Source organism: Paenibacillus sp. FSL P4-0184 (assembly GCF_038004625.1).
GTDB lineage: Bacteria > Bacillota > Bacilli > Paenibacillales > Paenibacillaceae > Paenibacillus_AQ.
This window is the reverse complement of sequence record NZ_JBBORN010000001.1, coordinates 534,950-554,375: the sequence shown is the minus strand read 5'-3', so window position 1 is coordinate 554,375 and position 19,426 is coordinate 534,950. Positions and strand designations below refer to the sequence as shown.

The following is a 19,426-nucleotide window of genomic DNA, read 5'->3' as shown; positions in this document are numbered from 1 at the left end:
CATCGTGAAAAGTTCGGAGACGGGTACACTATCAAACCGATTGAAAACCAATATTGATCAGTTGAACGGATTGCTGGGCGGAAGTTCTGATGTAGTGATAAAAGAGTTGCAGATAGAAGAAAATACTAATATTTCTTTGATTTACATAGATGGTCTTGTGGATACTCAGGTACTGCATAATTCAATTTTGTATTCTTTGCAGGAACATATTCCTTATGAACAGCTGGGAAAGCTTGAGCCCGAGCAGAAGATTGAGATTATTAAGAAACAGATATTAATAGCCGGTGATCTAACCGTTATCGTTGATTACAGCCAATTTGTACACGAATTGCTGTCCGGTAGTGTAATGCTGCTGCTCGATGGGACATCCACCGCTCTCCGGATCGGCTTACCAGGCTGGGAAGATCGCAATGTAGGTGAGCCCAGTTCCCAATCGGTTGTTCGAGGTCCAATGGAAGGATTCACTGAGAATTTACGGACGAATACGGCACTGGTTCGGCGGAAAATAAAAGATAGCCATTTATGGCTGGAAACCGTTCAGATCGGAAGGGTAACTCAAACCAGCGTATCCATTATGTATCTAAGCAACATCGCGAATAAGGAGTTGGTGCAAGAAGTAAAACGCCGTCTGAATAAAATTGATACGGACAGTATTCTCGAGAGTGGATATATTGAAGAATTTATTCAAGAGACGGTATTTACACCATTTCCTACCGTATACAACAGTGATCGTCCAGATACGATTGCAGCAGGTATTTTGGAGGGGAAAGTGGCCATTCTTGTTGATGGAACACCTTTTGTATTGTTGGTACCCACATTTTTTGTGGCATTTTTTCAGTCTGCTGAGGATTATTACCAAAGGGCCGATATTGGAACATTGCTAAGATTAGTACGTTTTATTTCGTTTTTTATTACTTTGCTTGCACCTTCAATGTATGTTGCAATTACTACTTATCATCAGGAGATGATACCGACCAACCTTGTAATTAGTTTAGCCGCCCAGCGGGAGAGTGTTCCTTTTCCTGCTTTTGTCGAGGCACTAATCATGGAAATGACTTATGAGATTTTGCGGGAGGCCGGGGTGCGGATACCCAAAAATATCGGACAGGCGATATCCATTGTCGGAACATTGGTAATTGGGCAAGCAGCGGTTGCAGCGGGTTTTATTTCATCTGCAATGGTCATTATTGTATCGCTTACAGCCATTTCTAGTTTTGTTATTCCGGAGTCAGGAATGTCCATAGCTGCGCGGATGATACGCTTTTTGCTTATAGCTTTGGCCGGTTTTATCGGCTTATATGGAATTCTATTCGGTATTTTTATCATCGTACTGCATTTGTCGAGTTTACGTTCTTTCGGAATGCCTTATATGAGTCCACTCGGACCTTATAATTCGAAAGATTTAAAAGACTCTATTTTTCGCTTTCCGTGGCCTTTTTTAAAGACAAGACCTGCTGAGAATAAGACGCAGGACCTGTTTCGTCAAAGTACATCCAGTGATGAGGAATCAATAAAATGAATAAGAAAATAGTTAGAGGCGTTCTCCGATTGATGTTAGCTCTTCAATTTACGGTGTTGCTAAGTGGCTGTTGGGAAAGAAAGGAGCTGAATGAGGTAGCCTTTGTCCTGGGGATTGGGATCGACAAGGCTGAAATTGGCTATACAGTTTCGATGCAGGTCGTTATTCCATCTGCGATTTCCTCGCAAGCGAGTGGAGGTGGGGGAGGAAATGGTGTCCCGGTGGTTGTTTATAAATTTACGGTACCTACGTTTTATGATGCACAGCGTAAGTTGAATCTGGATAGCTCTAGGACGAGTTATCTCGGTCATATCAGGGTGTTGGTTATTGGGGAGGAACTTGCCCGCTCAGGAGTGGGCGAGATATTGGATGTATTTAAAAGAAGTCGGGAACCCCGTATGGATTTCTACGTTATGGTTGCCAGAAATACAACCGCCAGCGATGTCTTGAATGTCCTTACACCTATGGATAAAATACCAGCGAATAAATTATTTAGTTCCCTTGATAATTCTTATAAAGATTCAGCAAAAACAGTCGCTGTCACGCTGGATGATTTTATTGAAAATTTATTGTCGCAAGGTGATAATCCTGTGTTGACCGGAGTGGAAGTCATGGGGGATCCCAAAGAGGGGGAAGATAAAAGCAATGTAGAGCGAACTATGCCTAAGGCGAGATTGGAATACCATACAGTAGCTGTGTTCAAAAAAGACAAACTGATCGGTTGGCTAAACGAGAAAGAAACGATTGGTTACAATTATATCAACGATAAGGTAACCTCACATTCTGGTCCGATAGCAGGGGAAGACGGAAAGCCCATTGTTATCGAAGCGCTCCAGGCTTCAACCAAACGCAAAGTAAAAATTATTGATGGGGAGCCACATATTTACCTTAGTGTTAAGACGCTTTGTAATATTGAAGAAGTGCAAAGTGCAGAGAATTTGGAATTGGAAAGCACTATCAAACGTTTGGAAAAGGAAACAGAGGAACGGATTATAGAGCGGATGCAAAACACAGTGGAGCAAGTAAATGAACGCTTCAATATTGATATTATGGGATTTGGACAATCGATCTACCATGCCAATCCTAAAGCTTGGGCAAAGCTGCAGCAAAAAAAAGGCGACAATTACCTTAAATCATTACCCATCCATTACAGTGCCTCAGTAGTAATTAATCGCGTAGGTTTAACTGATAATTCTTTTCTTGAAAAAATCAAGGAGTGAGTCAAATGGTGTTATTGTTTTTGTTGGTGCTTGCTGTAGGTTGTATGGCACTTGATTTGCCTATATTAATGCGAAAGCGCCGAGTACGTGATCTTAGCGTATATTTTATATTTTGGATCTTGGGACTTGGCGCGACCGTATGTACGTTGTTAAAATTGAACATCCCGAGTCCTCTGTTTCTGATTATTCTTATCTATAAGCCAATAAATAATTTATTTGGAGTATGGTTTCATTGACAACGACGGATTTACAAATGATCAAACCCCTTAGAATAAGCATCGGATAAAACTTCTGGTTTATCTGATGAAATTCTAAGGGGGGTTTTTTTTATGACGATCAAAACCAAATTCTCAATTGTTGTAAAAGCAGATTAAAATATTCATTGCTATATACAATTAAATACAATAAAGTTGTCATATAGAGGATAATTTTGTCGATTTTTCTGCAAAAATGTTCCAATCCATATTGCATCAGGCGATATTAGGGTCTATGAGGTTCGAATCCTCCTCCTGAAAAAGACATAAGAAAGTGGTGCGCATATGAGTAGCAACAGATTTGAGAACAAAGTAGTTATTATTACAGGTGCAGGTACCGGAATCGGAAAAGCTACAGCCTTAAGAGTAGCAAGAGAGGGCGGTACTGTAGTAGTTGCCAATCGATCAGATGCCGGCGCTAACACAGTTGAGGAAATTAAGGCTCTAGGTGGGGAAGCGATGTTTGTTCGGTCAGATGTTTCTCTCGAAGCAGACTGCAAAAATATCGTAGATCAAACATTAGCAGCTTATGGAAAAATTGATTGCCTATATAATAACTCAGCAATTACAGGAGACAATACGGATGTTATAGACTATGATCCGTTGTTGTTTCAAAAAGTGATTCAGACAAATCTCACTAGCCAATTCTACATGTTGCATTATACATTACCTCATATGAAATCTGGAGCTTCCGTTCTAAACTGCTCCTCTTTGCATGGTATTTTTATCGGGATGGCCAATGATGCAGCTTATTCAGCAAGCAAACATGCTATTGTGGGGATGACTAAATCGGTTGCCAAAGAAGTGGGTCACCGTAACATTAGAGTAAATGCCCTTTGCCCAGGACCTATCCCTACACCAACTATGAACAGATATGAAAAGCTGTTGTCTGATGATGTAGAGATGCTTCAATCTCTTATCGCTTCTGGAACGGCTCTGGGTAGATATGGTACGCCTGAGGAAGTAGCTGCGTTTGCATGCTTCCTACTAAGTGATGAGGCTTCATTTATTACAGGTACAGCACATGTGATTGACGGGGGCTATTCCGCAACAAAGTAATCACGGATTGATTTACTTATATAACTACTAAAATATACTATTAGAGGCTTTGCGGCGTATTCTGATTCCAACAACCTGAAGGATGACTGGATTGGAATCGGAAGTCGCACGCAGAGTCTTTTTTAGTTGTCTAAAAAACAGATTCTTCGTATGTTGGCAAATTGAATGGTTGCAAGAGACAGTAGATACACAATAATGAACGAATTAAGGAAAATATGACCATGAATATGTTGGAATTTGTAGAAATTTGTATTTTAATATAAATAAAAAAAGAAATTTGTCGATAATAATATAGGTAATATGTATTAGTTATTATTCTAGAAAGGGTGTTGTTATAAAAACGATACAGGAAGTAGATGTCGTCGCCCTGAAAAAACATGGGGCGGGTATTTTTTGTCTGTGAAGTTACATACATTTCATCTCTATTATTAAAAAAATAACGTTAAAACTTGGAGGAAAAATAATTATGTCATACACAATTAAGTACAACCAAAATGAGAACCATATCGATGTAGTATCTATTGATTTTTCAGCTGAAGATGTTCCAGGATACCTGAAAGATTTTGAAAATATCATGAAGCTTGTTAAACCTAAATTTACAGGAACAACTGATGTAACTGATTCTAAAAGTGTACTTACTCCTGAGGTTGCAGCTATGCTAGCCCCTACTGGTGCGATGGCGAGTGAAGCTGGTCAAGCAGGATGGGCTTATGTAACTAAAAACCCAATTTGGAAGATGCAATTGAAACGTATTTTTGGTAGAGATTTTGCAGATGCTTACGATACCTACGAAGAAGCTAGAACATACCTGAAAAGCTTGCAATAATCTAATCTTACAGTTAGCAAAAAGTGCGGAGAATTTTCTCCGCACTTTTTTGCTTTATCTATATTTAAAATTGAAAATCTTCATCTTTCAGCGGCTCCACGTTAAGCGCACGGACGTATCCGTTACCTTTTTTCGAGAAGAAATCATGCTGCTTGGTGTGGGTACTGATGCCATTCTGAACAATCGGGTTGATCTCTTCCTCGTCGAATAGCGGATCATGGCCCAGATTCATCATGGCTTTGTTAGCATTGTATCTAAGGAAGGTCTTGACCTCGTCCACCAGTCCGATGGGAGCGTAGATCTGCTCGGTATAACGTTCTTCATTCTCATGGAGCAGTCTAAGGAGGTCTACCAGCTTCTGGTGTAGCTCGCGCTGCTCGTCATCTGGTAGCCCGTCAAAGATCTCCTGCGCCAGTACACCGACATATACGCCATGGATGCTCTCATCCCGCAGAATAAGGTCGATGATCTCACCGCTGCATGTCATTTTGCCTTGGCCAGCTAGATAAAGCGGGTAGAAGAAGCCACTGTAGAACAAGTAGCTCTCGAGCAGCACTGAGGCTGCCATGGCAAGGTACAGATCTTTGGGTGAATCTATATTTTTGTAATATTGTGATATGGTTTCTGCCTTGAACTGCAGATAAGGGTTCTCTTCAACCCAGCGGAACACACTGTCAATCTCCTCTGTGGAGGACAAAGTGGTGAAAATGCTACTGTACGATTTGGCGTGAATCTGTTCCATCATGCCCATAAAGCCAAGCACAGCCTTGCGCTGAAGACCTTCGACATGCTCCATAATCTGCGGCATACCTACTCCGCCTTGAATCGTATCCAGCAGCGTGAGTCCGCCGAGTACCTTCATATAGGAGTCCTTTTCTTGCTCACTGAGCGTGAGCCAGGACATTTTATCATCGGATAATGGAATTTCATCGTCCGTCCAGAATTGCATAATGTTCTGATTCCAGAACATCAATGAGAAATCGTCGTCAGGACGGTTCCAGTTAACGGCTTGGATAGCGGTCATAATATGGCAATCTCCTTTTCTGCGGCTATAGCCTTCCAGTTAGATCGAGCAGGTGAGGCATTCCTCAACGGACAGCTTTTTGGTCCGGGTGTAATATAGCGACTTCAGGCCTTTATGCGCCGCGTACAGATAGGAGCGGGCCAGTTCTCTGGTGGAGACATCACTGTTCACATGCAGAACGGTCGAGATGCCCTGATCGATGTGGGGCTGAATTTCCGCGATCAAATCGATCACCTTGAACTGATCCATTTGGTAAGCCGATTTATAGAAAAATACATTGTCTGGACGCAGGTACGGCATCGGATAGTAAGTCGTTGAATTGGCATAAGTCCGGGTCTCAATCTGCTCTACAATAGGCATAACGCTTGAAGTAGCATTTTGAATATAGGAAATGCTGGCTGTCGGCGCAATTGCCAAACGGTAAGCATGGTACAGGCCATTTGCTTTTACTGCATCCTGCAGTTGTTCCCAATCCGTAGGGGATGGGATGAAAATATCTCCGAACAACTCTTGTACTCTTGGCGTTACAGGGCGGTAATCCGTAGTCAGGTAACGCTCAAAATAAGCTCCTGTAGCATAATCAGAAGCCTCAAATCCATGGAAAGACCGGCCGGTTGCAGCAGCGATCTCCATGCTTTTCTCCAGTGAATGGTAGTTCATGGTCATGAAGAAGGTCCGGGCAAAATCGCGAGCCTGTTCACTTTCATAAGCGATCTTATTCTTGGCCAGATAGCCGTGCAGATTCATGACGCCGAGACCGACGGAGTGCATCTCTTTGTTAGCTTTGGCTACGCCTGGGGCATTAGAGATGCTGGTCATATCGCTGACTGCAGTCAAGGCGATCATGCCCTCATGTACGGATTCACGGATTTTGCCATGCTCCATCACGTTGACAATGTTCAAGGAAGCCAGATTGCAGCTTACATCACGGCGGATGGTATCTTCCTGTCCGTAATCAGCAATTTCTGAGGTCTCCTGCAGCTGGAAGATTTCCGTGCAGAGGTTGGACATTTTGATCTGTCCAACGTTTTTCAGGGCATGGGCCTCATTGGCGTTGCTCTTGTTCATAATATATGGATAGCCAGATTCCAGCTGGATCATGGCGATTTTGGTCAGCATATCCCGTGCGCTCATGGCCCTTCTCTTTTTGACACGTGGATCGGCTAGCAGCTTATCGTACATTTCATCCAAATCCATGTCATCAAGATGCGTTCCATAAGCCTTGTACACACTGTAAGGGGCAAATACATGGAGCGGTTCATTGTCCTTCGCCAGCTTATAGAAGCGATTCGGAATGATCAGGCCGATGGACAGGGTCTTGAGTCTTGTTTTTTCGTCGGCGTTGATCTTCTTACTGTCAAGAAATTCAAGAACATCCCATCCAAAAATGTTGTAGTAGGCGGCTCCAGAACCTTTACGTTGACCCATCTGGTCAGCATAGGAGAAGCCGTCTTCCATCAGCTTGAGCACAGGAATAATGCCCTTAGCCGCATCCTCGACACCCTTGATTGTCTCTCCGCGTGAACGAAGCTTGGACAGGTTGACAGCCACGCCACCGCCGATCTTCGATAGCTGCATGCAGGTATTGAGCACATAGTTGATCGAATTAAGCGAGTCGTCCATTTCGATAAGGAAGCAGGAGACAAGCTCACCGCGACGGCTCTTGCCGGCGTTTAAGAAGGTTGGGGTCGCTGGCTGCAGACGCTGCTCCATCATCGAACGGGCAAGCATGCCGGCAGTAGCGGCGTTCCCGCGTCCTAGGTGAAGGGCAACTGCCGCCACACGGTCCGGATAATGCTCCAGATATTGCTTGCGGTCATTGCTTTTTACAGCGTAATCCGTATAGAACTTCGAAGCAGCCATATAGGATGGAAAGCTGAAGTTGTAAGAATGGGTAACTTGGTAGACATCTTCAATCTCAGCCAAGCTGTACTGTTCGTAAAAATTTTCGTAGAAATCCTGTTCAATCATATAATCAACCTTGGCTTTTGTATTCGCAAAAACCAGGCTCCGTCGTTCTACATCCCGCATAAATTCGGCTACTGCCTCAAGGTCTTTATCCAATTGAAAGAAACCACTTTCGTCTCTCTTCATCAACATGTTGTTTAGTTCAATATGCCGCAACTCGGCTCACCTCCTGTTTAATTCGTTCCACATCACCAAATGTGCCCGATAGCTCAAATTTACCGATAACTGGTACATTGTACCGATCTGCAATCAAGTCTGCGCTATGCGCGAACAGCTCGCCCCAGTTCTTGTTGCCGCTGGCGGCGATGCCTTTCAAATTGGAATAATTGTTCTTCAAGAAAGTAGACACCTTCTCTGGAATCTGTCCAAAGCCGGTGGTATATGTAATAAGCACATAGGGCTCGTCAATGGTCATATGCTCTTCAATCTGCACAGCTGGCAGCTTAAGCTTACCAATGAAGCGTTTGACGTTTCCGGTTTTTGAATCGTATGCGACTAGCATGGAGTCTCTCCCCCTGTATATATTACTGTAAAGATAGAATAGATAAGCTATAAATACTGGAAAATCATATGCATACTATATTTAGTGTGCGTTGTTTATTTTAATCACTATATGTTGAAAAGTCAACATGAAAAGTGCTTCCTAACTAGTTGGGAACTGGTCTAGTAAACGCTCTATTAAAGTGTTAATATCCCGGAAATACGCAGGTTGGAGCGGTTTGCTTAGGCAGCTGTACTGTTTTTCGTGCTGGACCTTGCTGCATCTTTTTTATCATGACAAATTAGCGTCACTCCGTTGAGCAGAACTGGGAGCAGATGGATGAGGACATTAATGAAGCTAAAGCGGAGAGACTAACAATGGGTTTGTACAATTTCCCCCGTACATGCACTTCTAGGCATCTACCCACATACAATAAGATGACCATGAACCCGTAAGGCTAACAGATCGGTTTCATTGTACAAGTGCGGGAGGTGTCGCCAAGTTGCCTGGATTCTTAAGTACGATCGCGTTGCTAATCAAAGAACTGACGTTGCTGGTATCCTACGTAAGGAACAACGCATTTCCACAGCCGCTCTCGGAGCAGGAGGAAAGCAAATACTTAGGCATGATGGCTGAAGGGGATGCTAAAGCCCGAAATTTGCTTATCGAGCACAATTTGAGACTTGTCGCCCATATAGTAAAGAAATTCGATAACACCGGAGAAGACATGGAGGATTTAATCTCCATCGGCACCATCGGCCTGATTAAAGCCATCGAGAGCTATCGCCCGAACAAAGGGACAAAACTGGCTACTTTTGCTGCCCGTTGTATTGAAAACGAAATTCTGATGCACCTACGTTCGCTCAAGAAAACACGTAAAGACGTATCCCTTCACGATCCAATTGGGACGGACAAAGAGGGGAACGAAATAACACTTATCGATATCCTTGGCTCCGAGGCTGATGATGTCATTAAAGAAGTGGATCTGAAGATTGAGAAGAGCAAGATATATCGCAACCTAGATATTCTGGATGATCGTGAAAAGGAAGTTGTGGTTGGGCGGTTTGGATTGGATACGGGTGGAGAAGAGCGGACTCAGCGGGAGATTGCCAAGGAGCTTGGAATCTCGCGGAGTTATGTGTCGCGGATTGAGAAGAGAGCGCTCATGAAGCTGTATCATGAGTTTTATAAGGCGAAGCGGTAAGTTCAAAATAGTGTAATTTAACTTAAATCGGTAGAAGCTTGATGTTTTGAAAGCAACTTTTCTACGGGAAAGTTGCTTTTTCATTATCATATTAGGAAAGTACTTATATAGTACATAAGAACAAGAGGTTTAATAACTTTCTAGCTATTAGAGGAGTGCTACAATGAGATACAAAGAAATTTATGACCTCCATGTTCAACTGTTACATGTATATGAAAATAATGAGATATATCAAGGTCCATATCAGACACAAATAAATTATTACAAGAGACAATTTTATATAGCTGAAGATATTGTTCAACGTATTTTTGTTTTAAATCAGCTATTGAAAATCCAAGAAAAAAGTAGAGAAATAAAGATAAAGTGGTGTTAAGAAGAATATTTTAAATGATGTCTGGATTTACTGTGAGAAAGATGAGGCTACGAAAATTCTAATCAAAAAACATTAAAGAGAAGTTGGGGGGGGCCAATGCTTACAATTTTGCTAAAGAAATAGATTCAATTCATAAAGCCGTTAACAAAAAAAATGATCCATCTGAACCTAATCAGATTGTTATAGGTCATTTGAAAAATCGAATAAAGTCAAATCTGAAATAAGCCTTGAATTAAAAGCTTGAATATGAATAAGTAAGTTATCGCCCTTTTCGTATTAGAGAGGGTAGTTAACATGTTAAAAATACTTAGTACACCCAAGTGGCTTTATAAATGCGACAAGCGATGGCTAGATTACTGGTTATGAAATACAACTGCGTATTCCTTAATACAGAGAAATCCCTGTGTGAGGTGAATTATGTTGACTATGTGATCCAATTGTTCTAAATGAGAATTAGTTTGATTAGGATTTATACGCGCTATACTCAAAATATTTATTTGAAAAATAGTGTTTTTTATACAGCTAATAAATGCTTATTCCATCGCGCTTATTATTATTTGGGATTTCATTATACAATCAAATGCTAATGCTGCAAAAATACGAATAGCCTATTCCGCTTACGTGAACTTAGAGGTGAGGTGTTTTCTATGATTTAGCTTTTTCTCGTTTGTTGAACTAACTGGCAGGATAGTTGACTAAGGTATTAGAAAACCAGATTGGAATGCCGACATGTTGGGAAAAATATATACGTAAAAGAGTCGAATTCTTTGCTTATAAGAATTCGACTCTTTTACGTTACATCAGAAATTTTATGGATACAAGGTCTGCAGTTATATAGGCTTATTATTCTATTTTTTCTCCGTATTTCTTCCCTAAATCCCCCATCAAATCAAGGATAGGAATAAATTCCTTCCCTTTTGATGTTAATGAATATTCAACGCGTGGAGGTACCTCTGGAAACACATTACGTTCAATTAAACCGTCAGCTTCTAGCTCTCGTAGTTGTTTTGTAAGTGAACCTTGTGAAATATCCCATAAAAAAGCTTTAATTTCATTGTAACGATATTCTTTTGATTTTAGAAACCAAAGGATGAGACATTTCCAACGACCCGATAGAATACTTTGAGTATAAGAAATTCCATAGACTTCTCTATTTTCTTTAATAAAATCCTTTTCAAATTCATAGCCATCCTTACAAATTCTAGCCATCATATCACCTTTATGTTCTCTATAGTACGAAAAAGTGTACTACAGCAATTTTTATTGCCTACTTCAAAAATTAGAGTATTGAGCTTAGTATATGATCTATATTTTAAAAACACAATCTGGAGGAATAATAATGAGATTTGGAATTATAGGTGCAGGACCAATAGGAACAACGATAGCTAATAAACTATTTATGAATAGACATGACGTCAAAATTGCGGATGCTCGAGGAATTGAACGTTTAGAAGGAAAAGAGATTGCTGGAACACCTGTGAGTGTAGAAGATGTAATTAAAAATATTGATGTTCTGATCGTATCTATCCCTTTTCATGCAATGCCAAGCATTCGTAGTATTGTAGATAAAGCTGGTGAGGAAGTAATTGTTGTAGACACTTCAAATTATTATCCTTTTAGGGACAATAAAGTTGAAGAAATTGAGGCCGGGAAGGTTGAAAGTGTGTGGGTTGCAAATCAATTAGGTAGACCTATTATCAAAGCTTTCAATAATCAATTAGCTTATACTCTTGAGAATAAAGGAACCCTCGAAGGTACTAGTGATCGCATTGCCATGGCGGTTGCTGGTAATGATCTATCACAAAAACAAATCATTATGGACGTAGTAAACGAGCTAGGCTTCGACGCAATAGATAGTGGTTCTTTAAGTGATTCGTGGAGACAACAGCCAGGAACTCCTGCATACTGTACAGAACTAACAAAAGAGGAGCTAACAGAAGCTTTGAAAAGGGCAAACAAAGAGAAATCCCCGTTCCTACGGGATAAAGTATTAGGAAATTTCTCAGCTGAATTTACACATGAAGATATTGTGAAGCTAAACAGAGAAACATATAACTCCTATCTGAGGGGGAACTCGAACTAGTCAAGAGCAATATAAACATTGATATCTATATCAAGTTGGAAACGTTTCAAAAAAAGATATTGAAACGTTTCCAACTTGATGCTATTATAATTTTTATAGAGAGTTCGGGGGTGTTAAATGACAAGCATTAAAGATGTAGCTAGCTTAGCCGGTGTTGCTGTAGGAACCGTGTCCAGAGTCATTAACAACTCTGGCGCTGTAAAACCCAAGACACGCAAAAAAGTGGAGGACGCCATACAAGAACTGAATTATTTCCCTAATGAAGTGGCCCGGAATTTCAAGATGCAGAAATCTAAGATGGTAGCACTACTGCTTCCGAGCATCTGGAATCCGTTCTTTTCTGAATTGGCTTATTACATCGAGGATGAATTGGACCTGGAAGGCTTCAAGCTTATGTTATGCAACAGCGGCGGCAAACCTGAAAAGGAGCTGTATTATCTAGAAATGCTCCGGCAGAATAAAGTGGCTGGTATTGTTGGCATAACGTACAACGATATCGAGAATAATGTGAGTAATGACATTCCGATTGTAAGCATCGACAGACACTTTAACAAGAAGATTACCTGTGTGACCTCCGATAATTATGAGGGAGGACGTCTTGCTTTAAGGGAGCTTGTGAAAGCGGGAGCCAAGAAACCAGCTTTTATGGGAAGTGTTACTTCTGTTTTTAGCGAAACCATGAACCGGAGACAAGGATTCATTCATGAAGCGGAAGCTTTGGGTATCGATTATGTGATCTACGAGAAACCAGATCCAATTGTGGATGACAGTGCCTATATTAATGAGTTCCTCAACAAGCATGGCGATGTAGATGGTGTTTTTGCCATTACCGATATGCTGGCAGCCAACTATATAGACAGAGCACGCAAGCAGGGCATTCGTATTCCAGAAGATGTGAGGGTCATCGGTTATGATGGTATTCAGGATAATCCTTATTTTCACCCTATTTTATCAACAATCAGGCAGCCGGTGGAAGAGATGGCACGCATGACAATCAGACTGCTCTATAACAAGATCGAAGGCATACCTTTAGATAAGCAAGTGTATCGTATCCCTGTTATATTCAAGCAAGGTGAAACTACATAATCCTATTTGGATCAAAAACGTCAGCGCATCCTGCATAAGTAATCTACTATCTGATGTTTTTCATTCTAAATTGGAAACGTTTCAAAAAATCAAAATACCCAGATCTTCTAGAATATACAGGAAATATCGGCTCATCCAGTTGATTATTGGCATAGACCTACCAACTGGAGTTTTTCTAGAACTAAAATTGGAAACGTTTCAAAAATGATTACTTGTACACGAAAGGGAGAATAAGAGTGAGTTCAACAACTAGCAGGGCGGATCATTACATGATCAAACCAAAGCGTAAATTTTGGAGCAGGCTCAAACGCGACTATCAATTGTACCTGTTTTTACTGCCGATCATTATCCTTTACCTTGTATTTAAGTATTATCCGATGTATGGGGTGCAAATTGCATTTAAGGATTTCTCTCCAAGTCAAGGGATCTGGGGAAGTGAGTGGGTAGGGCTTCAGCACTTCAGAGATTTTTTCGATTCCTATAACTTCTGGAACATTATCACGAATACGCTCTCACTCAGTTTCCTTTCGTTGCTATTTGGCTTCCCGGCTCCAATTATTATCGCAATTATGCTAAATCAAATGCTGGGTAAGACCTACAAGAAATTTGTGCAGACAGTGATTTATGCTCCGCACTTTATATCCACCGTTGTGCTGGTTGGTATGCTGAATGTTTTTTTGTCTCCAAATAGCGGAATTGTGAATCACGTGATCACCTTCTTCGGAGGGGACCCAATTCTATTTATGGCCGATTCAGGCTGGTTCCGCCCTCTGTATATATTGTCGGGAATATGGCAAGAAACAGGATTTGCCACGATTATTTATTTAGCTGCTCTTGCCGGGGTTAATCCCGAACTTCATGAAGCTGCAATTATGGATGGAGCGAGTAAATGGAAGCGTGTATGGTACGTGGATATTCCTAGCATTTTGCCGACGATCGTCATTCTGTTAATTCTCGCACTTGGAAATATAATGAGCATCGGTTTTGAAAAAGCGTTTCTGATGCAGAGTGATCTGAATTATGCTACCTCCAATATCATTCCTACCTATGTGTATGAAATGGGGATTCAGAAGGCCCAATATAGCTTTTCTACGGCAGTCGGTCTGTTCAATTCCCTGATCAATATTATCTTGATTTTCACCGTTAACCGAATCGCTAAAAAAATGACAGAAACCAGTCTGTGGTAAGGAGGAATTTATTTTGAACAAATTAATGAAGCGAAAGAGCAGTGGGGATGCATGGTTTGACATTATCAACTACTTTTTGTTGACCATCATTATGCTGCTTGTATTATACCCGTTGTATTTTGTGCTGGTAGCATCATTCAGTGACCCTAATTATATCTACTCAGGTGAGGTCTGGTTGTTTCCAAAAGGCTTCACTTTGGATGGTTATGAGCGAATATTCAGTGATTCCTCCATATGGATCGGATACGCAAATTCAATACTTTATGCAACAGTGGGAACATTAATTGGCGTAGCTGTGACGGTATTCGCTGCTTATCCGTTAGCCCGTAAGGATCTGGCCGGAAAGTCTGTGATTATGTGGTTTTTGTTGGTCACGATGTTCTTTAGTGGCGGGCTAATTCCAACCTATTTGCTGATTAAGGATCTACATATGCTGAATACGATGTGGGCATTGGTTATTCCAGGAGCTGGTGGTGTATTTAACGTCATCATTGTAAGAACCTTCTTTCAATCCTCCATCCCGGATGAGATGTGGGAAGCGGCTTCAATTGACGGATGTTCCAACACTAGATTCTTCTGGAGCATCGTACTGCCTTTATCAAAATCGATTCTAGCGGTTATGGTGCTGTACCATGTGGTCGGCTTCTGGAACGGATTCTTCGACGCATTGATTTACCTGAATGATGGAACCAAATATCCGCTGCAATTGGTGCTTCGAAATATTCTTGTTCAGAATCAGGTCAGTTCAGGCATGATGATCGATGTGGAATCCTATGCTGCCAAGATGCGTGTTACAGAACTGATTAAATATGGTGTCATCATGGTATCCAGTCTGCCGTTACTGATTTTGTATCCGTTCCTGCAGAAGTACTTTGTTAAAGGCGTGATGATTGGCTCAATTAAGGGATGAGATAGACAGGGTCTTGAAAGGGGGGATGTACAGGATCAAATGATTTATGCAGAAAAGAAATATTTGATTTTTGAATGTGGAACGATATAAGGGGAGGTTATGTATTAGTGAAATCTTTATTCAAAGGTGCTGGAATTGTAATGCTGGCTGGAGCGTTTGCGGTAAGCGGATGTTCTGGAAATGGGAACGGGGCAAATAAAGCGGTTGGTAATCAGAATAAGGAAGCGAAATTCAATCAAACTGGTCTTCCGATTGTTAACAATGAAGTGACTTTAAAAATGGTATCCCCGAAGTCTGCATTGGCACCGGAATACTCGGAGCTAGAAATTTTTAAACGTCTTCAAAAAGACACCAATGTAAAAATTAACTGGACCAATATTCCTGATACCGATTATACAGAAAAGAAAAATTTGCTACTTGCGAGTGGTGATTTGCCGGATGCCTTTTATGCAGCCGGATTCACTGATTACGAGTTAATCAATTATGGTAAGGATGGAACCCTTATTCCCCTAGAGAATTTAATTGAACAATATGCACCTAATTTGAAAGCGCTTCTTGATCGTCGACCTGATATCAAATCCTCGATCACAGCACCGGATGGGCACATCTACGGGCTACCGTCCTTTGAAGAAAATAACCTGGGGACCAATCCCTTCTTCCACGTCATCAATAAAGCTTGGCTAGATAAGCTGGGGCTTAAGGTACCACAAACACTAGATGAATACACGGAAGCTCTGTTGGCCTTTAAAACACAAGATCCGAACGGCAATGGAAAGCAGGATGAAATCCCGTTAAGCTTCATGCACATGCAGTGGTGTATGGATATTGCTGGACTATTCGGGGCTTTTGGCCTTCCAGATAATCTGGAGCACCGGGTCGTCCGTGATGGGAAAGTTATTTTTACCGCGACTCAGCCTGAATATAAAGAAGCTCTAAATTATTTCCATGAAAAATGGTATAAGACGGGTCTGATAGATCCGGAATCTTTCACCCAAGATGCCGCACAATATCTGGCTAAGGGTAAAACAACCGATGAAACGCTAGGATCTTATGTTTGGTGGGAAATCGAAGAAGTTGTCGGAACCGAGCGAGGCAAGGATTATGTTCTTCTGTCTCCGCTCAAAGGACCGGATGGGAATCAAACCATCGGACGTGCCAATGGCGGTGGCCCAGGACGCGGATCTTTTGTAATCACCAAAGCGAACAGCAATCCGGAAATAACCATGCGCTGGATCGATCAGCAGTTTGAACCTTATATGGCTGCTCAAATCCACTGGGGTCCGCTGGATATCGTGTACAAGAAGGACGAAAACGGGAAACTGGTAAATCTACCTCTTCCTGATGGAGCCTCTGCAGGTGAATTCCGCCAAAAAGTTGCTCCGGGATCGGGCGCACCTGGTGTCATTACTTTTGATGAATTCGGAAAAATTGTAGATATGGAGCCTCGGGCCCAGCAGCGCGCTAAAGATTTGGAGCAATATTACAATCCATATATGGAAAAGGAAAACTATCCGAGTATCTTCTTTGAACCGGAGGAATTGGATAGAATCAATAAAATTGAGCCCGAACTGCTTAAGTATGTAAATACCCAAAGAGGAAGATTCATTGTTGATGGCGGCGCAGATGCAGAGTGGGACAAGTATCTGAAGACACTGGACAAAATGGGTCTGAAAGAACTGATGGAAATTTATCAAACCGGTCTGGATCGATATAACGAAAATCTAAAAAAATAAATAAATAGATGATAGGTGGAGAGAAACTGTGCTTGATGTTATCGCCATAGGAGAACTATTGATAGACTTTACTCCGGCAGGGCGTTCAGCTGGGGGGAATGAGCAGTTTGAATGCAATCCGGGAGGAGCTCCCGCTAACGTAGCCGCTGCACTATCCCGATTAGGATCCCGAACAGCATTGATAAGTAAGGTCGGTGAGGATCAATTCGGTTCCATACTGCACCGAACACTGCTAAGCAGTGGTGTTGATATATCTGAAGTATCTTTCACAAATGAAGCGAATACAACACTGGCTTTTGTCCATCTGGATGACCAGGGAGATAGAACGTTCAGCTTCTTCCGAAAGCCGGGAGCAGATACCTTCCTGCACTCGAAGGATATCCCGCTGAGCCGGATTGAAACCTGCAAGACTCTGCATTTTGGCTCATTGTCCATGACCCATGAACCATCCCGTACCGCAACAAGGACAGCAGTTCTCAAAGCCAAAGAGGCAGGAGTTTTGCTCTCGTTCGATCCGAATATCCGGTTTGCATTATGGGAGAGTAAAGAGGAAGCCAGGCAAAATATTTATTGGGGCATGAATTATGCCGATATCCTGAAAATTTCGGAAGAAGAGCTTTCTTTTATAACTGGTACCAGCGACGTTGAAAAAGGCACGCTGGAGCTCCAGCAACAATTTGAAGTCGCGTTAATTGTCGTGACTTTAGCGGAAAAGGGCTGCTATTACCGTGTAGCTGATCATGATGGATATGTACCGGGGTTTAAGGTCAAAACCATCGACACGACAGGTGCCGGCGACGCTTTTCTAGGATGTCTGTTATATAAGATCCTGGAAAACAGAAGTTCTTTGCATGATCTAACCAGCCAGCAAATGAGCAACATGCTGACCTTTGCCAATGCCGGTGGAGCGTTAGTTACAACACGGAAAGGGGCTCTTGGGTCTATGCCAACAATAGAAGAGATTAACCAGATCATTGAGTCTGAGTCCAATACACAGTTTAATGCCGATCGTTTCAGACCGGGGTTTCATTTCTCACCTCCCACGAGCTGGGCGAATGATCCGAACGGATTAGTCTATTATGAGGGAAGCTATCATCTTTTCTATCAATATCATCCTTACAGTAATAAATGGGGTCCGATGCATTGGGGCCATGCTATAAGTGAAGACCTGATTCACTGGCAGCATGCGCCGATTGCATTGTTCCCAGATGAGCATGGGGCAATATTCTCCGGCTGCTGTGTAGTTGACTGGAATAATAGCAGTGGTTTATTCAAAGATTCCCATGGACTCGTCGCAATCTTTACGCATGCGGATATCCATCCGGAGACGGGGCAACCGCGCCAGCGTCAGAGCCTGGCTTACAGCAGTGATAAAGGCCAAACCTGGCAAAAGTATAACGGGAATCCGGTGCTCGCCGAGAATGATTTGATAGACTTCCGGGATCCGAAGGTTTTCTGGCATGCCCAAAGTAAGCGGTGGATTATGGCTATTGTCGCGGGAGACCATGTACGTTTCTATGCATCCGACAATTTGCGTGAATGGTCACTGACTGGTAAATTCGGCAGAGAAGAAGGCTCACATGACGGCGTTTGGGAATGTCCAGATTTGTTTCAGCTACCGGTGGATGACACCGGGCGATCCAAATGGGTTCTTATCATCAGCATCGGTGATAATCCCAATTGTCCAGAAGGCTCGCGTACGCAATATTTCATAGGAGAGTTCGATGGAAAGACGTTCATTAATGACAATCCGTCCGATCATATCCTGTGGCTGGATTATGGTAGAGACAACTATGCGGGAGTTACCTGGTCAGATATTCCTGAACAGGATGGACGTCGCGTAATCATTGGATGGATGAGTAACTGGAAGTATGCAAATGAGACGCCTACCGGTTCCTGGAGGGGGGCTATGACCCTCCCCCGCACCTTGTCCCTGACCAGCAAGGACGGAAGTGTCGTGCTTACCCAGATGCCTGTCCGGGAAATAGAGCAGCTGCGTAAAGAATTAATGGTTTGGAATGGAATCACCGTTACTCCTGCATCCCCTTTCCTGCAGAAAATGAATGAGGATCTGCTGGAAATTGAAGCAGATATCGATATCCGGTTCGGTGAAGAGGTTCATATAGTGCTGAAATCCTCTGGGTTGAGTGAGCTTGTTATCGGATATGATCCTGTTCAGCAATGGCTGTTCATCGACCGTTCGAAATCAGGTGTGACTGATTTCCATCCTACATTCGAAAACAAGCATGGTGCAAGATTAGTCTCGAATGGCGGGAAGATCAAGCTACAAATCTGGCTGGATCGCAATGCGGTTGAAGTGTATGCAGATCATGGCTTGGTTACATTGACAGATCAAATCTTCCCTGATGCTCCAATGGATAGAGTTGAAGTAAGTACTCCATCTGGGCAAGTTGTATTGGATTCGCTGCAGATCCATACGCTTAAATCCATTCATATACCGGATGCTGTCTCAGAACAGAAATAAGGGAGGAATGCTGC

The 19,426-nt window shown here is 42.2% G+C and carries 16 protein-coding genes; 12 read left to right on the top strand and 4 right to left on the bottom strand.

The window, feature by feature from the left end; all coding sequences use genetic code 11:
- Nucleotides 1-4: 4 nt before the first annotated feature.
- From MKY52_RS02245 to MKY52_RS02225, 5 genes are all read left to right on the top strand, one after another.
- Nucleotides 5-1,519, top strand: coding sequence for a spore germination protein (locus MKY52_RS02245; RefSeq protein WP_341049593.1), 1,515 nt, complete (start codon nt 5-7; stop codon nt 1,517-1,519).
- Nucleotides 1,516-2,739, top strand: coding sequence for a Ger(x)C family spore germination protein (locus MKY52_RS02240; protein ID WP_341049591.1), 1,224 nt, complete (start codon nt 1,516-1,518; stop codon nt 2,737-2,739). Before MKY52_RS02245 ends, MKY52_RS02240 begins: the two co-directional genes overlap by 4 nt.
- Before the next feature lie 5 nt (nt 2,740-2,744).
- Nucleotides 2,745-2,975 carry a hypothetical protein gene (locus MKY52_RS02235; protein WP_341049590.1) on the top strand — a complete coding sequence of 77 codons (231 nt, stop codon included), beginning with the start codon at nt 2,745-2,747 and terminating at the stop codon, nt 2,973-2,975.
- Nucleotides 2,976-3,278: 303 nt separating this feature from the next.
- Nucleotides 3,279-4,052, top strand: a complete 774-nt coding sequence (locus MKY52_RS02230) for an SDR family NAD(P)-dependent oxidoreductase (RefSeq protein ID WP_283910738.1) — start codon at nt 3,279-3,281, stop codon at nt 4,050-4,052.
- Nucleotides 4,053-4,518: 466 nt separating this feature from the next.
- Nucleotides 4,519-4,878: a hypothetical protein gene (locus tag MKY52_RS02225; RefSeq protein ID WP_042185820.1), complete on the top strand. Its 360-nt coding sequence runs from the start codon at nt 4,519-4,521 to the stop codon at nt 4,876-4,878.
- A 64-nt stretch (nt 4,879-4,942) separates the two neighbouring features.
- Here the strand turns inward: MKY52_RS02225 and nrdF are convergent, their stop codons facing one another.
- The 3 genes from nrdF to nrdI are packed head-to-tail and all read right to left on the bottom strand — an operon-like array spanning nt 4,943 to nt 8,372.
- Complete coding sequence (gene nrdF, locus MKY52_RS02220; RefSeq protein ID WP_341049589.1) at nt 4,943-5,902, bottom strand: class 1b ribonucleoside-diphosphate reductase subunit beta; 960 nt, start codon at nt 5,900-5,902, stop codon at nt 4,943-4,945.
- A 39-nt stretch (nt 5,903-5,941) separates the two neighbouring features.
- Nucleotides 5,942-8,026, bottom strand: a complete 2,085-nt coding sequence (nrdE, locus tag MKY52_RS02215) for a class 1b ribonucleoside-diphosphate reductase subunit alpha (protein ID WP_341049587.1) — start codon at nt 8,024-8,026, stop codon at nt 5,942-5,944.
- Nucleotides 8,013-8,372 (bottom strand): class Ib ribonucleoside-diphosphate reductase assembly flavoprotein NrdI, encoded by a 360-nt coding sequence (nrdI, locus tag MKY52_RS02210; RefSeq protein ID WP_042185827.1) that lies wholly within the window; start codon nt 8,370-8,372, stop codon nt 8,013-8,015. Before nrdI ends, nrdE begins: the two co-directional genes overlap by 14 nt.
- Nucleotides 8,373-8,853: 481 nt before the next feature.
- Between nrdI and sigK the strand changes: the two genes are divergently transcribed.
- Nucleotides 8,854-9,555 carry an RNA polymerase sporulation sigma factor SigK gene (gene sigK, locus MKY52_RS02205; protein ID WP_042125228.1) on the top strand — a complete coding sequence of 234 codons (702 nt, stop codon included), beginning with the start codon at nt 8,854-8,856 and terminating at the stop codon, nt 9,553-9,555.
- A gap of 1,216 nt (nt 9,556-10,771) precedes the next feature.
- Here sigK and MKY52_RS02200 read toward each other — a convergent pair.
- Nucleotides 10,772-11,137 carry a winged helix-turn-helix transcriptional regulator gene (locus MKY52_RS02200; RefSeq protein WP_076107158.1) on the bottom strand — a complete coding sequence of 122 codons (366 nt, stop codon included), beginning with the start codon at nt 11,135-11,137 and terminating at the stop codon, nt 10,772-10,774.
- A gap of 130 nt (nt 11,138-11,267) precedes the next feature.
- Here MKY52_RS02200 and MKY52_RS02195 point away from each other — a divergent pair, with 130 nt between their 5' ends.
- The 6 genes from MKY52_RS02195 (at nt 11,268) to MKY52_RS02170 (ending at nt 19,412) form a co-directional block, all read left to right on the top strand.
- The gene (locus MKY52_RS02195) at nt 11,268-12,011 is read left to right on the top strand and encodes an NADPH-dependent F420 reductase (protein WP_076107156.1); all 744 of its coding nucleotides are present in this window, start codon (nt 11,268-11,270) and stop codon (nt 12,009-12,011) included.
- 117 nt (nt 12,012-12,128) lie between these two features.
- On the top strand, nt 12,129-13,097 hold the full coding sequence (locus MKY52_RS02190) for a LacI family DNA-binding transcriptional regulator (protein WP_341049585.1): 969 nt from the start codon (nt 12,129-12,131) through the stop codon (nt 13,095-13,097).
- 269 nt (nt 13,098-13,366) lie between these two features.
- Entirely contained in the window at nt 13,367-14,284 is a 918-nt protein-coding gene (locus tag MKY52_RS02185) for an ABC transporter permease (protein WP_341049584.1), read from the top strand.
- Between the two features lie 13 nt (nt 14,285-14,297).
- Nucleotides 14,298-15,194, top strand: coding sequence for a carbohydrate ABC transporter permease (locus MKY52_RS02180; protein ID WP_076107150.1), 897 nt, complete (start codon nt 14,298-14,300; stop codon nt 15,192-15,194).
- Between the two features lie 107 nt (nt 15,195-15,301).
- On the top strand, nt 15,302-16,927 hold the full coding sequence (locus MKY52_RS02175; RefSeq protein ID WP_076107148.1) for an ABC transporter substrate-binding protein: 1,626 nt from the start codon (nt 15,302-15,304) through the stop codon (nt 16,925-16,927).
- Nucleotides 16,928-16,955: 28 nt separating this feature from the next.
- The gene (locus MKY52_RS02170) at nt 16,956-19,412 is read left to right on the top strand and encodes a PfkB family carbohydrate kinase (RefSeq protein WP_341049581.1); all 2,457 of its coding nucleotides are present in this window, start codon (nt 16,956-16,958) and stop codon (nt 19,410-19,412) included.
- The last annotated feature ends 14 nt before the right edge of the window (nt 19,413-19,426 follow it).